We start from the raw sequence: 14,396 nt of genomic DNA, 5'->3' as shown, positions 1-14,396 counted from the left end.
ACGCTCAGCCGCCCTTGCGGTCGGACACGCCGGCCGATTCGAAGCTGGCCATCTCGCGCAGCACCCGCGCGGCAGCGTCCACCAAGGGCCAGGCCAGCGCCGCACCGCTGCCCTCGCCCAGGCGCAGCCCCAGCTCCAGCAGCGGCTGCCCGTCCAGCAGCCGCAGGAGGTGGGCATGGCCGGCTTCGGCGCCGCGGTGCGCAAAGACGCAGTAGTCGCCGATGGCCGGCGCCAGCTGCTGCGCCACCAGCAGCGCCGCGCCCACGATGAAGCCGTCGATCACCATCAGGCGGCGCTCATGCGCGGCCTGCAGCAGCGCGCCCACCAGCATCGCGATCTCGAAGCCGCCCAGGGCGGCCAGGGCCTCCATCGGCGCGCTGGCCTGCGCATGGCGCTGCAGCACCTGCTCCAGCACGGCGGTCTTGCGCGCCACGCCGGCGTCGTCCAGCCCGGTGCCGCGGCCGGTGCACTGCGCGATCGGCAGGTGGCCCAGCCGGGCCATCAGCAAGGCGGCGCTGGAGGTGTTGCCGATGCCCATCTCGCCGAACAGCACCACATTGCCCGGCCGCTCGCGCAACACCGCCCGCCCCGCGGCCACGGCGGCCACACATTGCGCCATGGTCATCGCGGGGCCTTGCAGCGCGTCCTGCGTGCCGAAGCCGATCTTGCGTTGCAGCAGGCCGGGGCGCGGTGCCAGCTCGCGTGCGATGCCCGCGTCCACCAGGGTGAGCGTGATGCCGTGCTGGCGCGTGAGCACACTCACCGCCGCACCGCCGGCCAGCATGTTTTCCACCATCTGCCAGGTCACGTCCTGCGGATAGGCCGACACGCCCTGGGCCGCCAGGCCATGGTCGCCCGCGAACACCAGCATCTGCGGCTGCAGCAGCTGTGGCGATTCGTCGCGCAGCACCAGGCCGATCTGCACGGCCAGGCTTTCGAGGCGGCCGAGCGAGCCGGGCGGCTTGGTCTTGCGGTCCAGGCGCTGCTGCAGCCGGTGCTGCAGGCGGCCGTCGGCGGTGGCCGACACCGAAGGAATCAGTTCACGCAGGTGAGAGGGGTTGAGCGTCATCACAGGAGTTGCATCAGGCCTTGGTGCGTGAAGCGCTGCTCGAGCTGCTGCGCCAGGCGATCGAAACCATCGTCCCAGGCCGCAGTGTGCGTGCCGAACAGTGCTTGTTGCACCGAAGGGTTTTCGAACAGGCCGTGCAGGTACAGCGCCAGCACCGGGCCGCGCTGCCAGCCCAGGCCATGGGGCAGGGCGGCATCGCAGGGCGCGCAGGCGGTGGTGTGGCCGGCACGGATCTCATAGCCTTGCACGTCCACGCCGGACAGCGCGGCCCACGGCCCCGTCAGCGCACCGAACCGGGCATGGGTGTGGCGCAACCGCTTGCTGGCCGCGAACTCGGTGCGCAGCGGCAGCAGGCCGAGGCCAGCGCTGCGGCCGGGGCTGGCGCCTTCATAGCCGTGTGCGTCCAGCACCTCGTGGCCGAGCATCTGCAGGCCGCCGCAAATGGCCAGCAGCGGTCGGCCGGCCTGCACATGGGCGGCGATGGCGGCATCCAGCGCGTGAGCGCGCAGCCAGGCGAGGTCGGCGCGAGTGTGTTTGCTGCCGGGCAGGATCAGCCAGTCGGCGGACTGAGCGGCAGCCGCATCGCGGACCCAGCGCAGGTGCACGCCGGGCAGCTGGCGCAGGGGCTGAAATTCGTCGAGGTTGCTGATGTGCGGCGGCGCGATGACACCGATGCGGAGCTCGCCAGGCGCGGCCGGCCGCATGGTCTCGTCGAACACACCGTCTTCTTCGGGCAGGCCATGCGCGCGGTCCATCGGCAGCACGGCCAGCGTGGGCACGCCGGTGAGGGCCTGCAGCTGCTCGGGCGCCGGTGCGAGCAGCCTTTCGTCGCCGCGGAACTTGTTGAGCACAAAACCGCGCAGCTGCTTTCGCACCCGCGCGTCCATCAACGCATGGGTGCCGTACAGGTGGGCGAAGGCGCCACCGCGGTCGATGTCGGTCACCAGCAGGCAGGCGGCCTGCGCCGCGATGGCGGTGCGGGTGTTGACGAAGTCGCTGGCCGCGAGGTTGATCTCTGCCGGCGAACCGGCGCCTTCGATCACCACCACCTCGTGCGAGGCCCGCAGCTCGGCCAGGGCCTGCTCGGCATGCGGCCACAGCAGGGCGCTGCGCTGGTGCCACGGCATGGCGCCCAGGTCGGCGCGCACGCGGCCGCAGACCACCACCTGGCTGCGGGTGTCCGCCTCGGGCTTGAGCAGCACCGGGTTCATGCGCACGTCGGGCACGGCACGGGCGGCCAGGGCCTGGAAGTACTGCGCCGAGCCGATCTCGCCGGCGTCGCCGTCGGGCAGGGCCACCACGCGCGCGTTGTTGCTCATGTTCTGCGCCTTGAAGGGCGCCACGCGGAAGCCGGCCTTGGCATACCAGCGGCACAGGCCTGTGGCGAGGTAGCTCTTGCCCGCGCCGCTGGTGGTGCCCAGCACCATGATGCAGCGGGCGCTCATGGGGTAGGCAACCCGTGCAGCGCGTCGCACACCAGAAGCAGGGTGTCTTGCGCGGCCGCAGGCAGGGCCGCGAGCCGCACCCAGCCGGGCAGGCCGAAGGAAGCGGCGTCGCGCAGCTTGAGGCCGTGCTGACGCCATGCCGCATGCCACAACGGCGCGAGCGCGCCACTGCCCGGCGGGTGGGCCAGCAGGAAGGGCGCGACGCCGTGCGCGCCCGGCCCCATGCGCCAGCCCCGCTGCAGCAAGGCCGAGCGCAGCGCGCCCCACCCGGCGTGCAGCTGCCTGCGCTGCTCGCCCAGCAGCTGCTCGGCCGGCGCGCTGCAGAACGCGCCGATCATCGCCACGCCTTCCGCGCCCAGCACCCAGGCCGGTGCATGGCGGCGCAGCGATTGCGCCGCCAGCTCGGCATCGCAGGGCGCGACCGCATAAGCGCCGCGCACGCCGGTGAGGCCGCTCGCCTTGTTGGGTGACCACAGCTGCCAGCACTGCGAAGCGGCAGCGGGCAGCACGAAGCCGTCGTCGCGCAGCGGCGCGTAGGCCAGGTCCAGCACCGTGTGGGCCTGGCAGGCACGCGCATGGGCGATCCAGTCGGGCAAGGCCGGGCCCAGCGTCGTGCCGCAGGGGTTGTGCGGTTCGCACAGCCACAGCAGGTCACCCGGCTGCAGCGCCGGCGGCGGGCCGGCGAGCGGATAGCGCATGCACGCCGCACCGAGCGCAGCGGCGGCCGCGGCGTACTCGGCATAGGCCGGCTGCGGCACCCACACGCGGCGTGCGCCGCCAGCCAGGCGCAGCACCTGCGTGAAACGCCAGATCCACTCGCCCGCGCTGGCGGCGGGCACCACCTGCCAGGGCGCCACGCCGTGCCAGCGCGCGACCTGCTCGCACAGCGCTGCATAGGCCGGATCGGGGTAGCGGGTGCGGTCGGCTGCCTGCACCGCGTGCGCCACCGGCGCCAGCGGGCCGAGCGGATTGGCGTTGGTGGAAAAGTCCCAGCGAACCGGGGCGCCGGCGTCCGGGCCGCCATGCACTTGCTCCGGTGGCAGCGGCCATTGCAGTGCGGTCGTCATGTGCGCCACCTCACCAGGCACAGCGCTAGCGCCAGCGCCGCCGCGGCCAAGCCTGCCTGTGCCGCCCAGGCCAGTGCACGCGCGGTGTCGGTCGGCTCGACCTGGCGGCCATGTTCGTTCAGCACATACACCTGCGGCTTGCGGAGGCACACACCCAGCCGCAGCGCCAGCGCGCCCATCGGCCAGCCGCCGTTGGGCGATGGTGTGCGCCGCGCCACCGCGCCCAGCCGGCGCCACAGCCGCTGGTGCGGCCCGAGCAGCAGCAGCGCGGTCACGCGCGCGGGCAACCATGACATCACATCGTCGATGCGGGCGGCGGCCTTGCCGGCCCATTCCCAGCGGCCGCGGTAGCCCCACATCGCATCGGCGGTGTTGGCATAGCGGTACAGCGCCGCACCCGGCAGGCCGGCCAGCACAAACCACATCAGCGGTGCCACCACCGAGTCGTTGAGGTTCTCGGCCAGGGTTTCGAGCGCAGCTTCGCGCACCTGCTGCGGCGACAAGCTGGTGGTGTCGCGGCTGACGATGCGCGCCAGGCGAGCGCGTGCCGCGGGCAAGCCGCGCTCGAAGGCCTGCTCCACCGCCCGCACCTCGTCGAACAACATGCGCCAGGCCAGCATCGGCTTGAGCGCGATGCCGACGGCCAGGCCGGATGCCACGCCAGCGGACAACCCGGTGCCCAGCAGCTGGTGCAGGCCGGCCTGCAGCGCGGCCGCCATGCCGGTGACCAGCAGCGCGCCCAGGCACCAGGCGACCAGCCCGCCCAGGAACGCTGCGGCCGGCTGCCAGCGGCACAACCTCGGCCCTACCGCACCCAGGTAATGGCCCATCCACACCACCGGATGCCAGCGCGGCGGCGGCTCGCCGAACACACGGTCCAGCGCCAGGGCCACGGTCAGTGCGAGGGCCATGACCATGCGGTGAGACTCAGTCCTCGATGCCGCGCTGCGCCGGCACGCCGCTCTGGAAGTGGTGCTTGACCAGCCGCATCTCGGTCACGGTGTCGGCCAGCGCGATCAGCTCTTCCGGCGCGCCGCGGCCGGTGAGCACCACATGCACGTGGGGTGGGCGTTCGCGCAGGGCGGCCAGCACCGCGTCCAGCGCGATCCAGCCGCCCTTGCCGTCGCCGGTGTGCACCAGCACCAGGCCGCGGCGTTCGCCGCCGGGGCGCTCGTAGCGGGCTTCGGTGGGCGGGGTTTCGATCTGCATGGTCGTTGGGCCTCAAGGGTGCATGTGGGGCACGGCCACCCACTGGGCCTGTTCGCCGTGGCCCAGGCGCTCGATGCGCACGGCACCGTGGAACACCTCGGCCAGCGCGGCACGCACGCCGGCGTCCCCGCACGGCCCCTGGGCCTGCACCCGGCCGGCGGCCATGACCACCAGCTCATCGGCCTGCAGGGCCAACGACAGGTCGTGCAGCACGCTGGCCACGGCCATGCCGTCGTGCGCCGCCAGGCGTTGCAGCAGCCGCACCAGTGCCACCTGGTGCGGCGGGTCCAGGTGGGTGGTGGGTTCGTCCAGCAGCAGCACCGGCGCCTGCACCGCCAGCGCACGCGCCAGCAGCACACGCTGGCGTTCCCCGCCCGACAGCGCGCTCATCCGGCGCGCCTGCCAGGCGCTGCATTCCGTCTGCTGCATGGCGTGGTCCACGATCCGCTCGTCGGCCGGGCCCGGGCTGCCGAACAGGCCCAGATGCGGCAGGCGGCCCAGCCGCACCACCTCGCGCACGGGGAGTTCGGACGAAGCTTCACCGTGCTGCGACAACCAGGCCAGGCGCTGCGCCCGCTCGCCGGCCGACCACTGCATCAGCGGCCGGCCCAGCAGCTGCACGCTGCCGGCGCCAGGCTGCAGCAGACCGGCCAGCACCCGCAGCAGGGTGGACTTGCCCGCGCCGTTGGGGCCCACGATGGCGGTCCAGCGGCCGGGCGCCAGACCCAGCGACACACCGTGCAACACCGGCGTGCCCTGCAGCGCGGCGCTGACGCCCTGCGCCTGCAGCGCCAGGCGGTGGGCAGCGGCGCTCACACCAGCCCCCTGCGGCGCATCAGCCAGAGCAGGTAGCTGCCGCCCAGGCCCGCGGTGAGCACACCCACCGGCAGCTCCTGCGGCGCGACGACCGCGCGTGCGAGCACGTCGCTGGCCAGCAGCAAGGTGCCGCCGACCGCCGCGCTCGCGGTGAGCGTGAAGCCGTGGGTACCCTGCACCTGGCGCCGCACCAGGTGCGGTGCGACCAGGCCGATGAAGGCCACCAGCCCGGCCTGCGCGACCGCCGAGCCGGTGGCCAGCGCCAGCAACAGCACCAGCAGCATGCGGATGCGAGGCAGCGCGATGCCCAGGCTGCGTGCGCTGTCCTCGCCCAGGGTCAACGCATCGAGCGCGCGGCTGAAGCGCTGCGCCAGCGGCAAGGTGGCGATCAGGGTGAGCCCCAGCACCAGGTCGCTGCTCCAGCCGAGGAAGCCGGTGGTGCCCAGCATGAAGACCTGCTTGCCGCGCAGCGCGTCGGGCGCGGCTAGGGTCACCAGGTCGGCCAGCGCACCCAGCACCACGCCCACCACCACGCCGGCCAGCAGCAGGCCGGTGGTGCGCTGCGCGCCACGCGCCAGCATGAGGGTCAGGCTCACACCCAGCAGCGCGCCGCCGAAGGCCGCACCCACCAGGCCGAGCTTGCTCACCGCGTCGGCGGCCAGCAGCTGCACCGTGTGCCCGGTGAGCGAGCCGGCCGCCAGCACCAGCACCACGCCCAGGCCCGCACCGGCCGAGGAGCCCAGCAGGTAGGGGTCGGCGAGCGGATTGCGGAACAGCCCCTGCGCGATGGCGCCGGACAAGCCCAGCAGCGCGCCGGTGAGCCAGGCGCCCAGGGTGCGCGGGGCGCGAATGTCCCACAGCACCTGCACCATGGCGGGATCCCACAGCGCTGCCAGCGAGCCGCCGTCGCTGCCGATCAGCAGGCCCGCCAGCCCCAGCAGCACGGTCACGCCCAGCAGCACCCCGCTGAAGCGCCGTCGTGCGGCGAGGCCGGGTTGGGGCGCCATGGCGAGCGCGGTCATTGCGGCAAGCGCACCAGGCAGTCGGCCAGCAGCCGGGCTGCTTCGCCCAGGCGCGGGCCCGGGCGGATGAGCACCTCGAACTGCTCGCTCGCGAAGCGGCAGACCCGGCCGCGTTTCAAGGCGGCGAGCTGGGCCCACCCGGGGCGCGTGGCCATCTCATCGAGGTTGCGCGTGGACGCGATCACGATGTCGGGCTGCGCCCGCACCACGAACTCCGGGTTCAGCTTGGGAAACGGCCCGAGCTCGGGCGCCACGATGTTGCCCAGGCCCAGGCGTTGCAGCGTCTCGCCGATGAAGGAGCTGGGCCCGGCCGCGTAGGGCGAGGCGTCCACCTCCATGTACACACGCTGGCCCTTCAGCGCCGGTGGCACGCGGGCCGCAGCGGCTTGGGTGTCCTGCTGGATGCGCGCCCACAAGGCATCCGCCCCCGGCTGCCCCACGAGCGTGGCCACTGCGCGGATGACGCGCTGGGTGTCGGCATGGCTCTTGGCTTCGAGCGCGGCCACGGTGATGCCCAGCGACTCCAGCCGGCCGATGATGCGCGCGGAGCCCGCGGCGAGCACCAGGTCGGGCTTGAGCGAGACGATGCGCTCCACGTTCGCGTCATCCAGCCCGCCCGCCTTGGGCAGCGCCTGCACCGAGGCCGGCCAGTTGGAATAGCGGTCCGTGCCCACCAGGCGGTTGCAGGCGCCCAGCGCGCACACGGTTTCGGTGAGCGAGGGCAGCAGCGTGACCACGCGCTGGGGCGGGGCGGCCAGGCGCACGGTGATGCCGCGGTCGTCCTGCACCTCGAGGGCGGCGGCCCTGGCACCGGATGCCAGCGCACTGCACAGCAGCGCGGCAAGCACAAGGCGTCGTGGAAACATCGTGGGTCACTCCCGTGCCGGTTTGATGGCCAGCGCCTGGCCGGCCACCATCAGTGTGACGCGCTCGCAGGCCGCGGCCACCGCCTGGTGCAGGCGGCCGAGCTCGTCGACGAAGTGGCGCACCTCGCGGCCCAGCGGCGAGATGCCCAGCCCGATCTCGTTGGACACCAGCACCACCGGGCCGGTGGCGGCCTGCAGCGCGGCCAGCAGTGCGTCGGCCGTTGCGTGCGCCTGTGCTTCGGACGCAGCCGGCCCGTCTGCCGGCATCAGCAGGTTGGTCAGCCACAGCGTCAGGCAGTCCACCACCAGCAGCCGGTGTGCGGCGGTGTGGGCACGCAGCGCGCCGGCCAGGGCCAGCGGCGCTTCCACCGTCTGCAGGCGCGGCACACGGGCCTGCCGGTCGGCCCGATGGCGTGCGATGCGCTCGTGCATCTCCGCGTCCGCGGGCAGCGCGGTGGCGATCAGCACCGCTTCGTGCGCCGGCGAGCGCGCGAGCCACTGCGCCGCCAGCGCTTCGGCGCGCCGCGACTTGCCGCTGCGTTGCCCGCCGAGTATCAGCTCGTGCATGGTGCGGCCGGTCAGCGCGGCGCCCAGCGCAGGGTGAGGTAGAGCTCGCGGCCGGGCTGGTTGTAGCCGTAGGCGGTTTCGTACTGCCGGTTGGCCACGTTGTTCAGGCGCGCCTGCACGGTCCAGTCGGGCGCGGCCTGCCATTCGGCGCGCAGGTCCAGCAGCGCGTATTTCGGCAGCGTCACCGGCACCGCATTGAAGTTGTCGTCGTAGCTGGTGTCGCGGCGGCTGCTGCGCGCGGTGAGCACCGCGCCGGCGCTCCAGCGGCCGAACTGGCGATCGGCCGAGGCCGACACGCCATGGCGGGCCTTGCGCCGCAGCGGCTCGCCGGCATCGTCGCGCGCCCGCAGCTCGTCCAGCGAGCCGGCCAGCGTCCACTCGGCAATGCGGCCTTCGTAGGCCAGGGTCGCGCCGTCCATGCGAGCGGTCGGGATGTTGCCGTTCACGTGCGAGCCTTCGTCGATGTAGTCGCGCACCCGGTTGCTGTAGGCGGTGAGCGTGAGCTGCTGGTGCTCGTCGGCGCGCCAGCGCAGGCTGAGCTCGCGATGGCGGCCGCGCTCGGGCAGCACGGTGGGGTCGCCGAAGTCGGGGTAATAGAGCTGGTTGAAGCTGGGTGCGGAAAAGCTGCTGCCGACCGCGCCGCCCACGCGCCAGGCCGGCGTGATGTCGAAGCCGTAGGCCAGGTTGCCGGTGTTCTCGCTGCCGAACTGGCTGTTGCGGTCGTGGCGCACGCTGGCCTGCCAGGTGTGCGCGCCGCTGCGGCCGTTCACGCCCAGCGCCAACGCGTCGATGGTGCGGGAGGTCACCGCGTAGTCCTGGCCCGGCTTGGACACCTTCTGCCGCAGATGCTCCGCCAGCACCAGCAGCGAGCCCAGCGGTGTGGCCACGCTGTTTTCCCACGCCAGCTGCTGCTGGGTGGTGCGGAAGGTGCCCAGCTCGGTGAAGGGGCTGGCGCTGGCGAGCGTGTCGCTGGCGTCCATGCTCTGCGCCAGCCGCACGGTGCTGCGCCAGCCGGGGAGCACCGTGCCCTGCAGGTCGGCACCGTAGCTTTCGCTGGTGAGGTCGGCGCGGGTATCGGCGCCGGGGCCGTCGTCGTACTGCGTGCGACCTTGCGAGCGCAGGGCATGCACCTTCAGCTGCCAGTCCGCATTGAAGCGGTAGCCACCCGACAGGTTCACCGCGGTCTGGCGGAAGCCGTCGTCATCGGGATCGAAGGTGCCGAACGGCACATGCTCGTTGGTTGCCGAGAAGCCCCGGGTCCGCTGGTGCTGCAGCTGCAGGTTGCCGGTCCAGGGGCCGCTTCCGAACGCGATGCCGGCGCCCGCCGAGCTGTAGCGGTGCGACCCCACGCCCACGCTGGCGTTCGGCTGCAGGCCGGCGCTGCCTTCGCGGGTGAAGACCTGGATCACGCCGCCCACGGCGTCCGCGCCATACAGGCTGCTCATCGGGCCGCGCACGATCTCGATGCGATCGATCGATTCCAGCGGGATGTTCTCGAAGGTGGCCTGCCCCAGGGTGGCTGAGCCGTAGCGCACGCCGTCGATCAGCAGCAGGGTGTGGCGCACCTCCGCGCCGCGGATCGACACCGAGCTGCTCTTGCCGAGGCCGCCGTTGGCGATGAACTGCAGCCCCGGCTGCTGGCCCAGCAGCTCGGCCAGGGTGCGGCCCGCGCTGCGCTCGATGTCCTCACGCGTGATGACGCTCACGTCGCTCAACTGCGCATCGATGCGCGTGGGCTGGCGGGTGGCGGTGACGATCACCGTGTCGCTGGTGGTGCCGCTGGCGCCGGCCTGTGCAAAGGCGGTGGTGGCAAAGGAAACCAGGCCCAGCAGGCTGCAGGCCGCGGCGCTCAGCGCCGAACGAGGAAAGGTCACGCGTTCACTCCAGCCGCACGCCCCGTGCGGCCCATGGTTGGGTCAAAAACACAACCGGCGTCAGGGTGGGTGCGCGCTGGCGCACGCAGGCGCAAACGAGCCTGGGGCGCCAGGCATTGCCCACCGCAATGCCAGTTCCTTGGGTTGCGTCAGGCCGGTATCCGGGCTCGCGAGCGATGGCCAGCCTGAGGCTTCAGCCATCGGGTGTCCGCGCCTTCCCAGGTGCCCGAGTGGGCACCCAGTGGCATCGTGCGAACGCCCTGGAACTCGCTTCACCGTTGCGGGGGCAGCGCCGGACTTGCACCGGCTTCCCGTTGAACCGCACGCCCTCAAAGGGACGCCGCGGCACCTGTCGCAAAGCGGTCGAAGTGTAACGCGGGGTCAGAGGCTGTTGTGGATGGCGGTCGCCGCGATCGCTGCCTGGCCGGTGGCCACCACGATCTGGTCCAGCCCGCCGGTCACGTCGCCGGCGGCATACAACCCCTCGATGCCGGTGCGGCAATGGTGGTCGATCACCAGGTTGCCGCCGTGGTCGCGCCGCGCGCCCAGCGCGGTGCCCAGCTCGGCCCGTGGGTGGCAGCCCAGGGCCGCATAGAGCACGTCGAAGTGATGCTCGCTGCCATCGTCCATGCACAGGCGCACGCGGCCGTTGTCGGTGGTGTCCGCGCTCACCGGGCGGCCCTGCACGCAGCGCACACCGGCCTCATGCAGGCGGGCGGCGAGCACGCCGTCGACCTCTTCCAGTCCGTGGGTGCCGATGAACCAGAGGCGCTCGCTGAAGTGGCGGATGAACAGGCTCTCGCGAGCCCCATGCGCGCCCGCGCCGATCACGCCGATGCAGCGGCCGGTGAACTCGAAGCCGTCGCAGATCGGGCACTGGCGCAGCAGGCCGCGCTCGCGCAGGTCGGCCAGGCCCGGCATCTGCGGTTCGTGGTCGAGCGCGCCGGTGGCCAGCAGCACCGTTTTCGCCAGCACGGTCTCGCCACCCACCAGCACCTGGAACAGCCCGTCCTCGGGCCGGCGCAGCACCTGGTTCACGCGTGCTCGGGTGATGTGGCCGCCGACCTCGGCGTACTGCTGTTGCAGCCGGTCGATCAGCTCGGGGCCCGGAATGCCTTGCGGAAAGCCCGGTACGTTGTGCGAGCGGGGGATGCGCAGCGCCCGCGCGTCGCCGCCGTCCACCACCAGGACCAGGCGGTGGAAGCGGCGCAGGTACATGCCGGCGGTCAGGCCGGCCGGGCCGGCGCCCACCACCAGGCAGTCGAGTGCGTCGCGGGTGTCCATGGAGGACGGCCTTGCAAGCCTCGCGCCCGGCCTAGACTCCAGCACCATGAATGCATCGCCTGCCCACCCTCCCCACAATCGCGTCGCCCTCGTCACCGGCGCCGGCAGCGGCATCGGCCGCGCCTGCGCCAACGCCCTGCTGATCAATGGCTGGCGCGTGGTCTACAGCGGGCGCCGGCTGGACACGCTGCAGGCCGCCATCGCGAGCGCCGGCGACCCCTTCGGCGACATCGCCGAGCGCGCGCTGGCGGTGCCCACCGACGTGACCGACCCCGCTTCGGTGGCCGCGCTGTTCGCCACGCTGCAGCAGCGTTTCGGCCGGCTCGACCTGCTGTTCAACAACGCGGGCAGCGGCGCGCCCGCCGTGCCGCTGGAAGAGCTGCCCTACGACACCTGGCGCCAGGTGCTGGACACCAACCTCACCGGCGCCTTCCTCTGCACCCAGCAGGCCTTCCGGCTGATGAAGCAGCAGTCGCCGCGCGGCGGGCGCATCGTCAACAACGGCTCCATCTCCGCCTACGCGCCGCGCCCCCATTCGGTGGCGTACACGGCGAGCAAGCATGGCGTGACCGGCCTCACCAAGACCGCGGCGCTGGATGGCCGTCACTTCGACATCGCGGTGGGCCAGCTCGACATCGGCAACGCCCAGACCGACATGACGGTGCGCATGCGCCAGGGCGTGCCGCAGGCCGACGGCTCGGTGCGGCCCGAGCCGGTGATGGACGTGCGCCACGTGGCCGACGCGCTGCTCACCATGGCCAACCTGCCGCTGGAAGCCAACGTGCAGTTCATGACCGTGATGGCGACGAAGATGCCTTACGTGGGCCGCGGCTGACCGTGGCCAGCCGGCGCGACAGCGCACTCAACCGCATCCGGCTGCGGCACCTGCAGTGTTTTCTGGCGGTGGCCCAGGGCGGCAGCCTGCGTGCAGCGGCGGATCAGTTGGCCATCTCCCAGCCGGCCGTCACCAAGACCCTGGCCGAGCTGGAGCAGATGCTGGGGTGCAGCCTGTTCGAGCGTGGCCGCGCGGGTGCCAAACCCACGCTGCACGCCCAGGCGTTCCTGCGCCATGCGAGCGCCAGCGTGCAGTCCCTGCAGACTGCGGTGGACAGCGTGCTGCAAGGCCCCGCGCCGCCGCTGCGCCTGGGTGTGCTGCCCACGGTGGCGCCGCTGCTGCCGGCGCTGCTGCAAACCGCCTGGGCCGGGCAGCCGGGCCTGCGCCTGCAGGTGCACACCGGCCGCAACGTGGAGCTGCTGGCGCAGCTGCGTGCCGGCGCGCTGGACGCGGTGCTCGGCCGCCTGGCCGACCCGCCGGCGCTGGTGGGGTTGAGCTTCGAGCTGCTGCGCGCCGAGCCGCTGCGGGCGGTGGTGCGCGCCGGGCATCCGCTGCTGCGCCGGCGCGCCGGTGGGGCAGCGCAGTGGGGACGCTGGCCCTGGGTGCTGCCGCTGCCCGACACCCTGATCCGGGTGGCAGCCGACCGGGTGCTCGCGCGGCATGCGGCCGTGCCCGCGACGGGGGTGGTGGAAACCTTGTCGGTGTCGCTCGCGCTTACGCTGGTGGAAGAGCAGGCGGCGATCTGGATCGCGCCCCGCTGCGCCGTGCTGTCGGGCATCGACGCCGGCCGACTGCAGGCGCTGGCCTTGGACACCAGCGGCAGCGAAGAGCCGATCGGCCTGCTGCTGCGCGTCGACAGCCCACCGGCGCCCGCCCTGCAGGCGCTGCTGGCACCCTTGCGGGCGCATAACCACAGCTGATTGAACGCGGGCCCAGAATTCAATTGCGGTGCACCGTGCGGCTGCCTACAGTGGGCCGCCTAGGAGACCGCATGATCGATGAATTTGCGCAGCGCGACACCGCGCTGCATCCGCCCGCGTACACCCCCGGCTACAAGACCAGCGTGCTGCGCTCGCCGCGCAACGCCTTGATTTCGATCCGCCACACGCTGTCGGAAGTGACCGCGCCGGTGTTCAGCGCGGCCGAGCTGGGCCCACTGGACAACGACCTCATCCTCAACTTCGCCCAGGACGGCGGCCTGCCGATCGGCGAGCGGCTGGTGGTGCACGGCACCGTGCGCGACCAGTTCGGCGCGCCGGTGCGCAATGCGCTGGTGGAGGTGTGGCAGGCGAATGCGGGGGGGCGTTACCGCCACAAGAACGACCGCTACATCGCGCCCATCGATCCGCACTTCGGCGGCTGCGGCCGCATGCTGACCGATGCCGACGGCCACTATGTGTTCCGCACCATCAAGCCCGGCCCCTATCCCTGGCGCAACCGCATCAACGACTGGCGGCCCTCGCACATCCACTTTTCCATCAGCGGCGATGGCTGGGCCCAGCGCCTGATCACCCAGATGTATTTCGAGGGCGACCCGCTGATCGCCACCTGTCCCATCCTGAAGACCGTGCCGAGCGAGCAGCAGGTGCGTGGCCTGATCGCGCTGCAGGACGTGGGGAACTTCATCGCCCTGGACAGCCGCTGCTACCGCTTCGACATCGTGCTGCGCGGCCGCCGCAAGACCTGGTTCGAGAACGAGCTCACCGCATGAACATCGCTTCACTCCCTGAAACGGCGTCGCAGACCGGCGGGCCCTATGTGCACATCGGCCTGGCGCCGCAACAGGCGGGCTTCGAGATCTTCGACAACAACTTCGGCCACGTGCTGGCCCGGCCCGGCACGGTGGGCGAGCGCATCACGATCGAAGGGCAGGTGTTCGACGGCAGCGGCACGCCGATGCGCGACGTGCTGATCGAGATCTGGCAGGCCAACGCCGCCGGCCGCTACGCCCATCCGGCTGACCCGCAGACGGGCAAGGCGCTGGATGACACGTTCCGCGGCTGGGGCCGCAGCGGCGCCGATTTCGATACCGGGCTGTACCGCTTCGACACCATCAAGCCCGGCCGCGTGGCCGGCCGCAGCGGCAGCCTGCAGGCCCCGCACATCAACCTGTGGATCGTGGCGCGCGGCATCAACCTGGGCCTGAACACGCGGCTGTATTTCAGCGACGAAGCGCAGGCGAATGCCGAGGACCCGGTGCTGGGCAGCATCGAGTGGGAGGTGCGCCGCAAGACACTGATCGCGCAGCGGCAGCAGCGCGGCGCAGAAACCGTCTACCGCTTCGACATCGTGGTGCAGCACCACGACATGGCGAAGGAGACGGTGTTTTTCGAGGTGTGATG

14 protein-coding genes, 1 pseudogene and 1 riboswitch are annotated in these 14,396 nt (G+C 72.2%); of the genes and pseudogenes, 4 read left to right on the top strand and 11 right to left on the bottom strand.

Annotated features, from left to right (window positions below; all coding sequences use genetic code 11):
- Positions 1 to 4 precede the first annotated feature (4 nt).
- The 11 genes and pseudogenes from cobT to VPH43_RS02980 form a co-directional block, all read right to left on the bottom strand.
- Entirely contained in the window at positions 5 to 1,069 is a 1,065-nt protein-coding gene (gene cobT, locus VPH43_RS03030) for a nicotinate-nucleotide--dimethylbenzimidazole phosphoribosyltransferase (RefSeq protein ID WP_328576164.1), read from the bottom strand.
- The gene (locus VPH43_RS03025) at positions 1,069 to 2,514 is read right to left on the bottom strand and encodes a cobyric acid synthase (protein WP_328576163.1); all 1,446 of its coding nucleotides are present in this window, start codon (positions 2,512 to 2,514) and stop codon (positions 1,069 to 1,071) included. The genes cobT and VPH43_RS03025 overlap by 1 nt, the downstream gene beginning before the upstream one ends.
- On the bottom strand, positions 2,511 to 3,581 hold the full coding sequence (locus VPH43_RS03020) for an aminotransferase class I/II-fold pyridoxal phosphate-dependent enzyme (RefSeq protein ID WP_328576162.1): 1,071 nt from the start codon (positions 3,579 to 3,581) through the stop codon (positions 2,511 to 2,513). Before VPH43_RS03020 ends, VPH43_RS03025 begins: the two co-directional genes overlap by 4 nt.
- Positions 3,578 to 4,492 (bottom strand): adenosylcobinamide-phosphate synthase CbiB, encoded by a 915-nt coding sequence (gene cbiB, locus VPH43_RS03015; protein ID WP_328576161.1) that lies wholly within the window; start codon positions 4,490 to 4,492, stop codon positions 3,578 to 3,580. The genes VPH43_RS03020 and cbiB overlap by 4 nt, the downstream gene beginning before the upstream one ends.
- Before the next feature lie 16 nt (positions 4,493 to 4,508).
- On the bottom strand, positions 4,509 to 4,790 hold the full coding sequence (locus VPH43_RS03010) for a cob(I)yrinic acid a,c-diamide adenosyltransferase (RefSeq protein ID WP_328576160.1): 282 nt from the start codon (positions 4,788 to 4,790) through the stop codon (positions 4,509 to 4,511).
- Positions 4,791 to 4,802: 12 nt separating this feature from the next.
- A pseudogene (locus VPH43_RS03005) lies at positions 4,803 to 5,522 on the bottom strand (ABC transporter ATP-binding protein); the annotation flags it as partial.
- A gap of 80 nt (positions 5,523 to 5,602) precedes the next feature.
- On the bottom strand, positions 5,603 to 6,628 hold the full coding sequence (locus tag VPH43_RS03000) for a FecCD family ABC transporter permease (RefSeq protein ID WP_328576158.1): 1,026 nt from the start codon (positions 6,626 to 6,628) through the stop codon (positions 5,603 to 5,605).
- Entirely contained in the window at positions 6,625 to 7,494 is an 870-nt protein-coding gene (locus tag VPH43_RS02995; RefSeq protein WP_328576157.1) for an ABC transporter substrate-binding protein, read from the bottom strand. Before VPH43_RS02995 ends, VPH43_RS03000 begins: the two co-directional genes overlap by 4 nt.
- Before the next feature lie 6 nt (positions 7,495 to 7,500).
- Positions 7,501 to 8,061 carry a bifunctional adenosylcobinamide kinase/adenosylcobinamide-phosphate guanylyltransferase gene (gene cobU / locus VPH43_RS02990; protein ID WP_328576156.1) on the bottom strand — a complete coding sequence of 187 codons (561 nt, stop codon included), beginning with the start codon at positions 8,059 to 8,061 and terminating at the stop codon, positions 7,501 to 7,503.
- Positions 8,062 to 8,072: 11 nt separating this feature from the next.
- A complete protein-coding gene (locus VPH43_RS02985; RefSeq protein ID WP_328576155.1) occupies positions 8,073 to 9,935 on the bottom strand; it encodes a TonB-dependent receptor domain-containing protein in 1,863 nt (620 codons plus the stop codon).
- Positions 9,936 to 10,070: 135 nt separating this feature from the next.
- Positions 10,071 to 10,303: riboswitch (cobalamin riboswitch) on the bottom strand.
- A gap of 13 nt (positions 10,304 to 10,316) precedes the next feature.
- Positions 10,317 to 11,219 carry an NAD(P)/FAD-dependent oxidoreductase gene (locus VPH43_RS02980; protein ID WP_328576154.1) on the bottom strand — a complete coding sequence of 301 codons (903 nt, stop codon included), beginning with the start codon at positions 11,217 to 11,219 and terminating at the stop codon, positions 10,317 to 10,319.
- 46 nt (positions 11,220 to 11,265) lie between these two features.
- On the opposite strand from VPH43_RS02980, the gene VPH43_RS02975 reads away from it, so the two are divergent.
- The 4 genes from VPH43_RS02975 to pcaG all read left to right on the top strand — a co-directional run bounded on the left by VPH43_RS02975 (position 11,266) and on the right by pcaG (position 14,394).
- On the top strand, positions 11,266 to 12,054 hold the full coding sequence (locus tag VPH43_RS02975; RefSeq protein WP_328576153.1) for an SDR family oxidoreductase: 789 nt from the start codon (positions 11,266 to 11,268) through the stop codon (positions 12,052 to 12,054).
- 2 nt (positions 12,055 to 12,056) lie between these two features.
- The gene (locus VPH43_RS02970; protein WP_328576152.1) at positions 12,057 to 12,974 is read left to right on the top strand and encodes a LysR substrate-binding domain-containing protein; all 918 of its coding nucleotides are present in this window, start codon (positions 12,057 to 12,059) and stop codon (positions 12,972 to 12,974) included.
- Between the two features lie 71 nt (positions 12,975 to 13,045).
- Positions 13,046 to 13,765: a protocatechuate 3,4-dioxygenase subunit beta gene (gene pcaH, locus VPH43_RS02965; RefSeq protein ID WP_328576151.1), complete on the top strand. Its 720-nt coding sequence runs from the start codon at positions 13,046 to 13,048 to the stop codon at positions 13,763 to 13,765.
- Positions 13,762 to 14,394, top strand: coding sequence for a protocatechuate 3,4-dioxygenase subunit alpha (gene pcaG / locus VPH43_RS02960; protein WP_328576150.1), 633 nt, complete (start codon positions 13,762 to 13,764; stop codon positions 14,392 to 14,394). The genes pcaH and pcaG overlap by 4 nt, the downstream gene beginning before the upstream one ends.
- The last annotated feature ends 2 nt before the right edge of the window (positions 14,395 to 14,396 follow it).

This window comes from Ideonella sp. BN130291, from assembly GCF_036231905.1.
Taxonomy (GTDB): Bacteria; Pseudomonadota; Gammaproteobacteria; order Burkholderiales; family Burkholderiaceae_C; genus CAMLIZ01.
The sequence above is the reverse complement of the archived record's forward strand: the minus strand, read 5'-3'. Positions and strand labels throughout refer to the sequence as shown.